A 13,658-nucleotide genomic window follows, 5' to 3' on the forward strand; every position below is an offset into this window, starting at 1 on the left:
CATTTCAAAACCTTAAGGACGTCTTGAGTATGCTTAGATACTAGTAATTCCAGCGTGTAATGGTCTAGCGATCCATTTTTGAAGTGCTGCATGATGCTGTTTCGCATCTTCATATCCTTGATCATACAGAAGGGATAACCTTTCTTTTGAACGTTCGATACGATCCACTGCTAACGGTGTAGATGGTTGGATGACATAATAGTGTTCGGGATTTGACTCAATATGCTCGAGTGTTCGATTGTATCGTTCATACCTAGAATTGATGGCTGAGGCGAGCTGCGGATTTCTTTTATACAGTCGTTTGATGACCCACGAGAACTTGGACCGTTTCTTTCGATACCCGGCATTCCGTGTTAGTACGACGACATTCAAATGATTACCGTCACGTTCAGATTTAAAGATCGGGATTGGATCTGCAATTCCACCGTCCAACAATAGTTTATCCTGCACTCTCACTGGAGGAGCCATAAAAGGTAATGAACTAGAAGCTCTTAAAATCGATAGGAGCTGATCAGGTGCTTTTTCATTTTGAAAATAAACGGGTTCACCAGTGTATGTATCGGTCGTACCAACTATAAATTTCTCAGTAGTGGATGCGAAGGTGTCGAAATCAAACGGTACATGTTCAGTTGGTATGTCATTAAAAATCAAATCCATTCCAAAAAGCTGTTTCTTTCTTATTAAATTTTTATAAGACAGATATTCAGGGTGATTCACATAGTCGATGGTGACCTTTCTATTCCTCCCTGGCTGCCTTGAGAGATAAGATGCTGCGTTACAAGCTCCGGCAGAAACACCGATCACATAAGGAAAATAAAGCTCGTTCTCCATGAAGTATTCGAGTACGCCAGCAGTATATACACCCCTCATACCGCCGCCTTCTAATACTAAACCGATCGATTCCAAAGATAATCCCCCTTTTACATTTTTTTCTTATAATAAGTGTAAGGGATTACTCCGTTTAGCTCAACACGAAAAAAACCCCTGCAAGGGCAGGGATTATTCTTCACGCTCTTCATTTTTAACCGTTTTGTGACCGGTAGAGGCTTCATTAGGAAATGCTGTTTCATCTGCGTGCTGAGGACGTTTTCGCTGCATGCCTTTCTTCTTATGGTCGAATGCTTTCCCTCTTCCCAAAAGAAATCTCCTCCTTTCCAACTTTCATGAATAGTATCTCTCGCGCACCTTACTCTATTCTGAAATAAAATTAAAAAAGTTGAAATGGATTGTATATAAAACCAACAATGTGTGCATCATATATTTTGAAGAGGGAAGTTAAAAGTGCAAAAGGAATTACGGCTAACTTATCTAGGGAGATGGTCGCGTTGAACAACTCTGTTGGGAAAACAAGGCTCTAACTACTTTCATTAGAAAGAGGTGTCTCCAAAAGACAATTACCGTTTTACCCCATCGCTTTATTAGCAAAAGCTAACCTTCCTTCTTCAAGAGGGTCTTATCCATAAGGGTAGGGCCCTTTCTTTATGTGATGGGTTCTTCAACACTTAGGTGTTTTTTTGCTAAGCCCAGCTGCTGAACGATTTGCTCTGGAGATGTACCACCATAGCTTTTTCTTGCACTCATCACGTTATATGGTTTTAAGACTTCAAAAACATCTTCACTAAATAAGTCTGTAAACTCTTTGTACTCATCAAGACTAAGATCCAGCAGGTACTTGTTTTGTTGAATACAATGGAGAACGATTTTTCCGATCATTTCATGTGACTCTCTAAATGTCATCCCTTTGTTAACAAGGTAATCGGCAATATCGGTTGCATTCGAATAATCTTCATTAACTGCTTGTTTCATGTTTTCTTTCTTCACTGTCATGGTCGCGATCATCGGTGCGAGAAGCTGAAGTGCGCCATCTAGCGTTTTCGCTGTATCAAACATTCCTTCTTTGTCTTCTTGCATGTCTTTGTTATAAGCAAGCGGCAGTCCTTTTAAGACGGTAAGAAGACTGAATAGATTTCCGTAGACGCGACCTGTCTTTGCTCTTAGCAATTCCGGAACATCCGGATTTTTCTTTTGCGGCATGATGCTCGACCCAGTACAGAAAGAATCATCGAGTTCGATGAACTGAAATTCCTGGCTGCTCCAAATCACCAATTCTTCTGATAAGCGAGACATGTGCATCATAAGCATGGAGGCATTCGATAAGAATTCCAGAATAAAGTCGCGATCACTGACAGCATCCATACTGTTTGGATAAACAGCATCGAAACCGAGAAGCTCAGCGGAACGCTGTCGATCGATTGGAAAAGTCGTTCCAGCAAGAGCTCCAGCTCCGAGCGGCAGCATATTCGCACGCTTCAAGCTATCCTGAAATCGTTCTTTATCCCGTTCGAACATCCAAAAGTACGCGAGAATGTGATGAGCAAATGAAACCGGCTGTGCACGCTGCAGGTGCGTATACCCCGGCAATACGGTTTCCACATGCTCTTCAGCCTGGGTGATGATGGCTTCTTGAACAAGCTCAATATGCTTAATAAACTGCTTCACTTTTTTCACAAGATACATATGCATATCTGTTGCAACTTGATCATTTCTGCTTCTACCCGTATGAAGTTTCCCACCTACAGGTCCAATCTCATCGATTAAAGCTTTCTCGATATTCATATGAATATCTTCATGAGAAACATCATATTCAAATTGGCCAGACTGAATTTTTTCGAGGACGATCGATAAACCGCGCTTGATCTCTTTCATATCGCCCTCTGTAATCACACCGCACTCTGAAAGCATTTGAACATGGGCTAGGCTGCCTTCGATATCTTCTTCTGCTAGTTCCTTATCAAATTGAATGGAAGCTGTATATTCTTCAACGAGTTTATTGGTTTGTTTGGTAAAGCGTCCTCCCCATAACTTAGACACACTAACATCTCCTTATTGATGGACTTTTTGCTTTTGCTTTTTGTGAACTTCAGCGTTTACTTTCGTTGGTAAGCCCCACAACTTAATAAATCCTACCGCTGCTTCATGATCGAACATGTCTCCCTTAAGATAAGTAGCTAACTGTTCGTTGTAAAGGGAGTTCTCTGATTTACGTCCAACGACTGTATTCGTTCCTTTGTGTAGTTTGATACGTATTTTCCCACTCACTACTTTTTGCGTTTCGTTAATGAACCCTTCTAGCGCTTGACGAAGCGGTGAATACCATAAACCGTCGTAAATCAGCTTCGACATTTGTTGATCGATCGTTGTTTTGAACTGAGATACTTCACGTGTGTGTGTTAAGAACTCTAGCTCTTTATGAGCGTTGATCAAGATCAATGCACCTGGGTTTTCGTACACCTCTCTTGATTTGATCCCAACAAGACGATTTTCGATGTGATCGATACGGCCGATTCCATGCTTTCCACCGATGATGTTTAGTTTTTCGATCAAGTCGACGAACCCTAATTTCTCACCATTCAATGCGACTGGGCGGCCTTCTTCAAAGTCGATTTCGATGTATTCAGGTTTATCAGGCGTCATTTCGAGTGGTGCCGTCCAATCAAATGCTGCTTCAGGTGCTTCCGCCCAAGGATCTTCAAGTACTCCAGCCTCACATGCACGACCCCAGATATTCGCATCGATTGAAAACGGGTTATCTAGCTTTACAGGAACCGGAATCCCTTTTTCTTCTGCATAGGCAATCTGTTCATCACGTGTCATGCCCCATTCACGAACTGGAGCAATCACTTTTAGGTTCGGGTTCAGCGCTTGAATGGAAACTTCGAAACGCACCTGGTCATTTCCTTTTCCAGTACATCCGTGTGCGACGGCTGTTGCGCCTTCTTTTTCTGCTACTTCTACAAGAAGTTTCGAAATTAAAGGACGTGAAAGAGCGGAAGACAGCGGGTATTTCCCTTCATATAGTGCGTTTGCTTTTAGTGCTGGTAGCAGATATTCTTCTGCAAGTAATTCTTTACCTTCGATCATATATGCTTTCGAAGCGCCAACGTTCAGCGCTTTTTCTCTAATGGTTTCTAGATCTTTACCTTCACCAACATCAAGTCCAAGAGCAATCACTTCATAGTCGTATTTCTCTTGAAGCCATTTGATTGAAATTGAGGTATCTAGCCCTCCGGAATAAGCAAGAATCAGTTTCTCTTTACTCATGTGATCCACTCCCTATCTCTGTATTAATATATATACTAACGTATATTTATTCAAATTGCATCAAAAAAAATCAATTTTTTAATAAAATTTTTAAAAGTGCTTTTTGGGCATGCAGACGATTTTCTGCTTCCTGGTATACAACGGAATGTGGACCGTCTATAACGCCTGTTGTAACCTCTTCTCCGCGGTGTGCTGGAAGACAGTGCATAAAGATGTAATTTTCATTCGCTTTTATACATAGCTCTTCATTCACTTGATAAGGTTCGAACACACCTTCACGTTCTTCTTGTTCAGATTCTTGCCCCATACTCGCCCATACATCGGTTATGATCACATCAGCATTTTGGATCGCGACTTCTGGATCTGTCGTCACTTCAATAATAGAACCTGTTTCTTGTGCAGTTTCTTTCGCTTGCGACAAGATCGTTTCATCTGGTTCATATCCCTCTGGACATGCGATTGTAAAATGCATTCCTACTTTTGCTGCTCCTTCAATTAAAGAGTGTGCAACGTTGTTTCCATCTCCAAAATAAGCTGCTTTTAGGCCTTTTAAGTACCCTTTCTTCTCTACGATCGTAAGAAGGTCTGCTAGGATTTGGGCTGGATGATGGAGGTCTGTGAGTCCGTTAATTACCGGAATCTCGGATGCTTCTGCGAACTGTTCAACCGTATCGTGTGCATACGTTCGAATCATCACGCCATCGAGATAGCCAGCTAACACATTCGCTGTATCAACAACTGACTCCCCTCGCCCTAGCTGAATATCTTTTGAACTTAGAAAGAGGGCGTGCCCTCCTAGTTGCAGCATCGCTACCTCAAATGAGACGCGAGTTCTCGTTGAAGACTTTTCGAAAATCATCCCAAGGACCTTTCCTTTTAGCTCTTCATGTGGAATGCCTTGTTTTTGTAAGTCTTTTAATTCTTCTGCGACTTTTAGGATATATAATAGTTCTTCAGTTGATAACTCATTGATCGTTAAGAAATCTTTTCCTTTTAAGCTTTCTTCAATTTTCTGTTCATATGTTTGAATCATATTCTCATCCTTCCTATTGTGTAACTTGCTTAAGATCGTGCCATTCTTGAATAGATGTAACGCTTGTTTTCTGTTGTTCGCCTAACGTAATCAATTGAAGCGTGTCTAAGTGTGTGAAGCATGGAATCTTGTAACGTGTACCTAACGCTCTGATTTGGAAACCTAAGCGATTTTTCTCACGACCGATAGTTGGAATCGAAATAATTGCTTCAACCTCCTTGCTGATCAGTTGTTCAATCGCTGTTAGATTCTTCTCAACTTCTATAGACTGAACGCCTTCGCTCACTAGAAAGTTATGTGTACCAGGAGTTGCATATAATGTGACGCCTTTTTTTGTGAGCTCATCAAGTAGCAGAAGAGCGGCGTCTTTCGTTTCGTTATTGATTGAACATAGAACTGCTTTTGGAAGGCTAGATTTAACTGTAGGGATAATCGCCTTACTCAGTGCTTCCGTAACCGTTGAAGCGACAGAGAGCACTTCTCCAGTTGATTTCATCTCAGGCCCTAGCACATGATCCACGTTTTTTAACTTACCGTTTGAGAATATTGGAAACTTAACGGTGTAATACGGTTGTTCTTTCAATAATCCTTGTTCAGGAAGCTTACTTCCGTTGCTTAACTGCGCTTCGATCGCCCATTCAACGATTGGAACATTCGTCACTTTGCTCATTAACGGCACCGTTCTCGAAGCTCGTGGATTGATTTCCAACACGTAGATAGTATCTTCGCTAATGACAAATTGAATGTTCATAAGTCCACTGCATTGAAGTGCCTTCGATAGCTTTTCTGAATAGGTGGTGATTACTTGTTTTTGTTCATACGTTAACGAGATTGGTGGATAGATAGCGGTACTATCTCCAGAGTGAACGCCGGCACGTTCAAGGTGCTCCATAATACCTGGAATCGCGATCTCTTCGCCATTACAAATGACGTCTACTTCACACTCCGTGCCTTCAACGAATCGATCTAATAGAAACGGCCACATTTTCTTTGAACTTGAGCCAAGGTTTTTCGTATATCGCTTCAGTTCATCCATCGTTCTAAAAATAAACATATTCTGTCCACCGATTACGTAGGAAGGTCTAACGATGATTGGGAACGTTAAATCAGCTGCTAACTGTTCCATTTCTTCAGGGTCATATGCCATTTTCCCTTCAACATAAGGAATGGTTAAGGAATCCAAAAGCTTATAAAACTGATCTCTGTCTTCCACTTTATTAATGTTCTCAACAGGCGTACCGAGGACTGGAATACCTCTTTCATGCAGTTCCTCCGCAAGGTTGACTGCTGTTTGACCGCCGAACTGAACAGCTACTCCCACAATGTTTTCTTTCTCAATAACAGCTAGCACATCTTCGATTGCAAGTGGTTCAAAGTATAAACGATCAGCAATAGAGTAATCTGTGCTCACAGTTTCTGGGTTGTTGTTCATAACGACAGCGCGGTAACCGAATTTTTTTACTGCGAGAGTGGCATGCACAGAGCAATAATCGAATTCGACTCCTTGACCGATTCGGATTGGACCTGACCCAAGAATAAGAATGGATGCATCAGGCTGATTCTCCGCTTCATCTTTTCCAAGGTACGTTGAGTAGAAATACGGTGTGACGGCTTCAAACTCACCTGCACAAGTATCCACCTGCTTCATTCCTCGCTCGATTCCTACTTTTTTACACTGAGTACGCACGATATCGATTGTTTTACCGATCGCCTCAGCAATAAACTCATCGCTAATATTTAGCTTCTTCGATTGAACAAGCAGCTCTGTATACGGTTCAGTCGTTTGTTTCAATTTCAATTCTGTATCGACGACCTTTTTAATTTTTACGAGGAACCATGTGTCGATCGACGTGTGGTTTCTTACCTCTTCAATGCTCAGCCCTCTTTTGAACGCTTCTCCAATAAGGAATAATCTTTCATCTGTAGGCGTTGTTAAGCTCTTTAGTAATTCTTCATTCTGTAAGTTTTGATAGTGTTCACCAGTTAAGGCATAACGTCCGATCTCTAGTGAGCGGATCGCTTTATTGAGCGCCCCTTCAAAGTTACGATCAATTGCCATCACTTCGCCTGTTGCTTTCATTTGTGTACCTAACACGCGATCTCCTTCAGGAAACTTATCGAATGGAAATCTTGGTAGCTTGACGACAAGATAATCTAGAGCGGGTTCGAATGCTGCGAACGTGTTCCCTGTTATTGGATTTGGCAATTCATCTAAGGTGTAACCGATCGCACATTTTGCTGCCATACGGGCGATGGGATACCCTGTTGCTTTTGATGCAAGTGCTGAGGAACGACTCACCCGAGGGTTAACCTCAATAATGTGGTAATCGTTCGATTCTGGATGTAAACCGATTTGAATATTACAACCGCCGATCACGTCCAGTGCTCGAATGACTTTTAACGAAACGTCTCTTAGCATTTGATACTGATAATCGTTTAGCGTCTGTGAAGGTGCGACGACAATTGAATCACCGGTATGAATTCCGACCGGATCCATGTTTTCCATGTTACAGACAATCATGCACGTATCATTTTTATCTCTCATCACTTCATATTCGATTTCTTTCCATCCAAGCATACTTTTCTCGATCAACACTTGATGTATTGGGCTAAGGGATAGGCCTCTCTCCACGATTTCTTCTAATTCCTGATCATTCGCAGCAAAACCGCCCCCTTCACCGCCAAGTGTATAGGCTGGTCGCACCATAATCGGGTAACCGATTTCCGATGCGAACGTTAACGCGTCTTCTTTTGAAAGAGCGATCTTTGATTCAGGAACCGGCTCCCCGATGTCGATCATCATCTGTCTGAATCTTTCGCGATCCTCACCATTTTGAATCGACTCGACTGAAGTTCCAAGCAGCTCGACATTGTGTTTTTCTAATATTCCTTTTTCATATAAGTTAACGGCAAGGTTAAGCCCTGTTTGGCCGCCTAGTGTTCCGATTAGTCCATCGGGTTGTTCCTTCATCAATACTTCTTCTACATATTCAAGTGTCATTGGCTCCATATAAACGCGATCTGCAATTGAAGAATCGGTCATGATGGTTGCTGGATTATTGTTGATAAGAATAACTTCGATTCCTTCTTCTTTAAGTGCCAGACACGCCTGTGTGCCAGCGTAATCAAATTCTGCAGCTTGACCGATCACGATTGGACCAGATCCTATAATAACGACTTTTTTCAGTTCTTTACGTAAAGGCATAGTGATGTTCTCCTGTTTGTGAAATTTGCTGTAAAAATGAGTTGAACAGAAACGCGGTATCAGAAGGTCCAGCATGTGCTTCGGGGTGGAATTGAACCGATTGGATGCTGAGCTTGTTGTGTTTTAACCCTTCTACGGTTTCATCATTTATATTAGTGAACGATACGGTGAAATTGGTTTTTTCAAGGCTTTCACTCACCACTTCATAGCCGTGGTTTTGAGAAGTGATATAAACTTTCCCTGTCTCTGTATGCTTAACAGGGTGATTTGAACCTCTGTGTCCAAAAAGAAGCTTTCTCGTTTGTGCACCATGTGAAAGCGCGAGAAGTTGATGACCAAGACAGATCCCGAATGTTGGGTATTGTTCACTAATCTTTTTAATGATTTGGAACTGATCTGATAAGTCTTTCGGATCACCTGGTCCGTTACTTAACACAATGCCATCTGGTTTTAGAGCAGTGATGGATTCGTAACTAGTGTTATATGGGATAACCGTTACACAACATCCTAGATCAAGTAAGGACGTTAAGATCGATTTCTTATATCCATAGTCCATCAAAATCACGTGAGGACCATCAGCAGGATAATGCTTTGTCTCTTTAGAGGAAACGAACGGGACAAACACATTGTCATAGGTCCAATCTTCTTCGATCTCATTGGGAGCTTGTGATGTGATCTTCCCCTTCATCGTCCCATGTCCTCGAAGCAGCTTTACTATAGCTCTCGTATCAACACCGGTAAGGGAAGGAATCTTTTTTTCCTCGAGTCCATTTGAAAATGAGTTCTTAGATAAGTAATGACTAGGGATATCACACTGTTCACCTGTGACGACTCCGTGTAAGTAGAGCCCCTCACTTTCACTATCCAGCTCATTTAATCCATAGTTTCCGATCTGCGGATAGCAAAAAACAATGATCTGTCCTGCATAGGAAGGATCAGAAACAATTTCTTGATAACCAGTCATACTCGTATTAAAAACTACTTCTCCAAAAGCCTCTCCTTCATCATTCGTTAGTTCGCCTTCGAACACAGCACCGTTTTCTAGAACGAGATATCCTTTCTTCATTTGTGATCCTCTCCTTGCAGTTCAAATACTTGCTTCAATACGAATATAAATTCATTTATTTCTTCGTAGCTTACATTTAATGGAGGTAAAATTCTGATTACATTCGGCCCAGCTGGTAAAACAAGTACGCCTTTTTCTCGAAGTGCCTTGATGAATGAAGCTGCATGATCTACTTCGATTCCAAGAAGCAGCCCTTTCCCTCTTACCTCATGTACAGCCGGGTATTTCGTGAATGGTTGTAATTCACTCATAAGAGTTTCTGAAACGCTTTTCACTTTTTCCAAAAGGTCGATCACTTCAATCACTGTCGCAACCCCAGCCGCGCTTGCTAATGGATTGCCACCAAATGTGCTTCCGTGAGTTCCTGGGCCAAAGGCCGTCGCGATTTCCGATTTTGATAACATAGCTCCGATCGGAAATCCAGATCCTAGACCTTTTGCAAGTGTGATAATGTCCGGATCAAACCCATACTGTTCATGTGCAAATAGCGTCCCCGTCCTACCGATACCAGTTTGGACTTCATCCACAACGAGAAGGATATGATGCTTTTTACAAGTAGCAACGAGCTGATCGATCCAATCTTTGTTTGCTGGTCTAACGCCTCCTTCACCTTGAACGAGTTCAAACATCACAGCGGCGGGCTTTAGTTCTTCGATCATTGTGAGGCTTTCATAATCATTGAATGGTAGATAATGAAACCCTTCAAGCATGGATCCGAATCCTTGCTGAAGCTTCGGTTGTGCAGTCGCCGATAACGATCCTAACGTTCGACCATGAAAGGAATTTGAAAAGGTCACGATTGCTTCTTTTCCGCTCCACTTTCTTACAAGTTTGATCGCTGCTTCATTTGCTTCTGTTCCACTATTACAGAAGAACGCTTCGTCAAAACAGCTATTCTGAGTAAGAAGATTTGCGAGCTCTTCTTGTTTTGGGATGTTGTAGAGATTTGAACAATGCCACAGCATATTAAGCTGCTCCTCTATCGCTTTCTTTACGAATGAAGGCTGATGGCCAAGATTACAAGAGGCAATACCCGATGTGAAATCAAGATACTTCTTCCCCTCCGTATCGTAAAGGTAGCTTCCGAACCCTTTTTCTACGGTTAATGGAAGGCGATTGTATGTTTTCATAAGGCTTTCTGTAACTTTAGTTTGATGCGACATCCTCTAGCTCCTTCCGTACGATTCGGGTGCCAATCGAGCGATTCTCGACGGCTTTTTGTAACGCTTGCTCTTCTTTTCCATTTAAAATAATGACAGAACTGACTTCCTCAGATAACGCTGCTAATGCGCTTTTTACTTTAGGAATCATCCCTCCGAAAATAACGCCACTTTCGATCAATTCCATAATTTTTTCTTCATCTAGACACGGATAAACAACGTTCTCTCCGTTCACTGTTTCATAAATTCCTGGTATATCGCTGACAAGGCAAATAGGGGCTCGTAATGCTTTGGCTACGGCAGATGCTGCTTCATCGCCATTGATATTTAGTGTTTCTCCGCCTTGGTCCATACTGATTGGTGAAACGATCGGAATATAGCCACCTTCAGAAAGCTGGGTTATCAGTGTCCTATCTACCTTATTGACTTTCCCAACCCGACCGAGTGCTCGGTCGATGATCTCACATTGAAACAATGCTCCGTCCACTCCGCTTATTCCTACTGCCTTCCCTCCAGCTTGGTAAATCTTTTTAACTAGTAACTTATTTACTTTTCCACTTAGGACCATTTCAACGATATCCACCATCTCTTCAGAAGTTACTCTCATTCCATCTACGAACTGTGTCTCGATCGAGGCTTGCTCGAGCATCAATGAGATCTCTGGACCGCCTCCATGGACGATGACTGGATGAACACCATAGATTTCTTTTAATTTTACGATGTCATGATAAAAGCTTTCTGGTAGTTCACTTAGAACACTGCCTCCACATTTAATGACAAAATAGCTTTTCTCACGTTCGGTATGATGCATTGATTCTGACGTAGTCATAAGAAAGGTCACACCCCCAAGCAACGGCTTTTTCGTTCCCATTATGAAGATCGACATGAATCTCAATCGTTTCACTTTCTAAGTATTCCTTTGCTTTCTCTTCACTGAAAGCTGTTGTGATTCCGTGATCGACGACGTTGATCGGTCCGATCGATATGGATAGTGATTCTTCCTCAACTGTTTCACCGCTATAACCGATCGCACATACGATTCTTCCCCAGTTTGCATCGGCACCATGAATTGCAGTCTTGACGAGGTTAGATCCTACGATCGATTTTGCGATCGCTGTGGCGCCTTCTTTTGTTTCGGCCCCACTCACATGAACTTCAACTAACTTAGTCGCTCCCTCTCCGTCTTTCGCGATCATTTTTGCTAGCTGCTGGCTGACATATTCTAGAGCGGTAACAAATGTTGACCAATCTGAATGGTTTTTATTTAACGGCACGTTAGCTGCTTTTCCGTTCGCCATTAAGAGCACCATGTCGTTCGTACTCGTTTCGCCGTCCACTGTGATCATATTATAGGTTCGATTCGTTATGTCATTTAGAGCAGATTGTAAAGCCTTCTGTTCCACAGCTGCATCTGTCGTAACAAATGCCAGCATGGTCGCCATATTGGGTTTGATCATTCCAGAGCCTTTGGCTGCTCCTCCGATCGTGACCTCTTTTCCATCGATCTCACATGTTACCGCTACTTCTTTCGTAACTTTATCAGTCGTAACGATCGCCTCAGCAAACTGGTTACCATTCGTTGAATTTTTATAGTCTGGTATTCTATTAATTCCATTAAGAATGGCATCCATCGGCAAATATTCACCGATAACACCAGTAGAAGTAACGGCTGTTTCTGTTTCCTTCAAATTCATGATGTTCGCAAACTGTTTTCTCATTTCGTATGCGTCTTCTAAGCCTTTCTTACCTGTAAATGCGTTCGCGTTCCCTGAATTGACCACGATCCCTTGTAAGGTTCCACCAACTAGACTTTCTTGAGTAACCTTAAGCGGAGGGGCTTGAAAGGTATTCATCGTGAATACACCTGCAGCGACTGCTGGAACGTGCGAGGTAATCCATCCTAGGTCTTTACGTTTTCGCTTAAATCCTGCATGAAACCCTCCTGCTTCATATCCTTTTGGTGAAGTCACTGTACCGTTTTCTAAAATAGTAAACTGCCCTTCTTCTTTAACTGCTATCGTCACATCTTTCAATCCTTTCAATTTAGAATCATGGGAATACAGGTGTAAGTTCTAAGCCTGCTTTTTCAGGTAATCCGAAGCGTAGATTCATATTTTGTACTGCCTGCCCTGCTGCACCTTTCATCAAGTTATCGATTACTGAAATGACAGTTAAGCGATTTGTTCTAGGGTCTACTGAAAATCCAATATCGCAATAGTTCGATCCAGATACTCCTTTTGGTGTTGGCCACTTTCCTTCAGGCATAATTCGGATAAAAGGATGATCGTCATAGTAAGAGCGATATAGTTCAATGATGTCACTTGTTGTTTTCGATTCACTTAAATCAATATACATACTGCACATCATCCCCCTCGTTAATGGGATTAGATGAGTTGAGAAAGAAACACGACTATCCATTTCAATTTGATCTGACAGAATTTGTTCAATCTCTGGGATGTGCTGATGTTTCCCTAGTTTATAAGCCGATATGTTCTCGTTAACTTCAGAATAATGTGTTGTTTGGCTAATCTTTCGTCCTGCACCAGATAACCCTGATTTGCCATCTATGATTAACGTAGCCGGGTTACCCCACTTTCGTTTTAGGACTGGCAGAATACCAAGTAAGGTCGCAGTCGGATAACAGCCTGGGTTCGCAATTAAAGCTGCTGTGGAAATGTCTTCACGATAGAATTCCGGCAAACCGTACACGGCTTTATTTAACACCTCTTTTGGTGGTGATGTATGTTTATACCACTCTTCGTATGTTCCTTCACCCTTCAATCTGAAATCTCCAGATAAATCGATACACGGAACACCTAATTTGAGCAACGTTGGGATAGACTCAGAGCTAACACCGGCAGGAGTAGCAAAAAAGACGACGTCTACCTTACTGGCAAGCTCCTCACATTGAAGGGAATCGAACTCCTCTATGACAAGATCTTTAAGATGTGGAAACACTTCTTCTACTCTCATTTCTGTATTCGATGGAGATACGATCGTATCAATTTTTATGTGCGGATGTTGAAGCAATATTCGTATCAATTCTAGTCCGCTATATCCACTTGCACCTACAATACCTGCTTTCACTACTTC

At 42.1% G+C, this 13,658-nt stretch carries 11 protein-coding genes; all 11 read right to left on the reverse strand.

Going from position 1 to position 13,658, the window contains the following annotated elements; genetic code table 11:
• Nucleotides 1-33 precede the first annotated feature (33 nt).
• The 11 genes from ACXADT_RS13760 to argC all read right to left on the reverse strand — a co-directional run bounded on the left by ACXADT_RS13760 (nt 34) and on the right by argC (nt 13,652).
• Nucleotides 34-906, reverse strand: a complete 873-nt coding sequence (locus ACXADT_RS13760) for a patatin-like phospholipase family protein (RefSeq protein WP_474831629.1) — start codon at nt 904-906, stop codon at nt 34-36.
• Between the two features lie 93 nt (nt 907-999).
• Nucleotides 1,000-1,137, reverse strand: a complete 138-nt coding sequence (locus tag ACXADT_RS13765) for a hypothetical protein (protein WP_270182116.1) — start codon at nt 1,135-1,137, stop codon at nt 1,000-1,002.
• A gap of 342 nt (nt 1,138-1,479) precedes the next feature.
• Complete coding sequence (argH, locus tag ACXADT_RS13770; protein ID WP_270182115.1) at nt 1,480-2,871, reverse strand: argininosuccinate lyase; 1,392 nt, start codon at nt 2,869-2,871, stop codon at nt 1,480-1,482.
• Between the two features lie 12 nt (nt 2,872-2,883).
• On the reverse strand, nt 2,884-4,101 hold the full coding sequence (locus ACXADT_RS13775) for an argininosuccinate synthase (protein ID WP_474831631.1): 1,218 nt from the start codon (nt 4,099-4,101) through the stop codon (nt 2,884-2,886).
• Nucleotides 4,102-4,171: 70 nt separating this feature from the next.
• Entirely contained in the window at nt 4,172-5,134 is a 963-nt protein-coding gene (gene argF, locus ACXADT_RS13780) for an ornithine carbamoyltransferase (RefSeq protein WP_474831632.1), read from the reverse strand.
• Nucleotides 5,135-5,147: 13 nt separating this feature from the next.
• Nucleotides 5,148-8,339, reverse strand: coding sequence for a carbamoyl-phosphate synthase (glutamine-hydrolyzing) large subunit (carB, locus tag ACXADT_RS13785; protein ID WP_474831634.1), 3,192 nt, complete (start codon nt 8,337-8,339; stop codon nt 5,148-5,150).
• Nucleotides 8,326-9,405, reverse strand: coding sequence for a carbamoyl phosphate synthase small subunit (locus ACXADT_RS13790; protein WP_474831635.1), 1,080 nt, complete (start codon nt 9,403-9,405; stop codon nt 8,326-8,328). Before ACXADT_RS13790 ends, carB begins: the two co-directional genes overlap by 14 nt.
• Nucleotides 9,402-10,568, reverse strand: coding sequence for an acetylornithine transaminase (locus tag ACXADT_RS13795; RefSeq protein WP_474831636.1), 1,167 nt, complete (start codon nt 10,566-10,568; stop codon nt 9,402-9,404). Before ACXADT_RS13795 ends, ACXADT_RS13790 begins: the two co-directional genes overlap by 4 nt.
• Nucleotides 10,552-11,394 carry an acetylglutamate kinase gene (argB, locus tag ACXADT_RS13800; protein WP_270182109.1) on the reverse strand — a complete coding sequence of 281 codons (843 nt, stop codon included), beginning with the start codon at nt 11,392-11,394 and terminating at the stop codon, nt 10,552-10,554. The genes ACXADT_RS13795 and argB overlap by 17 nt, the downstream gene beginning before the upstream one ends.
• Nucleotides 11,357-12,589 (reverse strand): bifunctional glutamate N-acetyltransferase/amino-acid acetyltransferase ArgJ, encoded by a 1,233-nt coding sequence (gene argJ, locus ACXADT_RS13805; protein ID WP_474811864.1) that lies wholly within the window; start codon nt 12,587-12,589, stop codon nt 11,357-11,359. The genes argB and argJ overlap by 38 nt, the downstream gene beginning before the upstream one ends.
• Nucleotides 12,590-12,614: 25 nt before the next feature.
• Nucleotides 12,615-13,652, reverse strand: a complete 1,038-nt coding sequence (argC, locus tag ACXADT_RS13810; protein WP_474831638.1) for an N-acetyl-gamma-glutamyl-phosphate reductase — start codon at nt 13,650-13,652, stop codon at nt 12,615-12,617.
• Between the last annotated feature and the right edge of the window lie 6 nt (nt 13,653-13,658).

The organism is Anaerobacillus sp. ABR4_321 (assembly GCF_056158505.1).

Excerpts from the sequence above, each read along its gene's own strand:
- ACXADT_RS13790 (WP_474831635.1), bottom strand. The coding sequence starts at position 9,405 with ATGAAGAAAGGATATCTCGTTCTAGAAAACGGTGCTGTGTTCGAAGGC.
- ACXADT_RS13795 (WP_474831636.1), bottom strand. The coding sequence starts at position 10,568 with ATGTCGCATCAAACTAAAGTTACAGAAAGCCTTATGAAAACATACAAT.
- argF (WP_474831632.1), bottom strand. The coding sequence starts at position 5,134 with ATGATTCAAACATATGAACAGAAAATTGAAGAAAGCTTAAAAGGAAAA.
- ACXADT_RS13775 (WP_474831631.1), bottom strand. The coding sequence starts at position 4,101 with ATGAGTAAAGAGAAACTGATTCTTGCTTATTCCGGAGGGCTAGATACC.
- carB (WP_474831634.1), bottom strand. The coding sequence starts at position 8,339 with ATGCCTTTACGTAAAGAACTGAAAAAAGTCGTTATTATAGGATCTGGT.
- argB (WP_270182109.1), bottom strand. The coding sequence starts at position 11,394 with ATGACTACGTCAGAATCAATGCATCATACCGAACGTGAGAAAAGCTAT.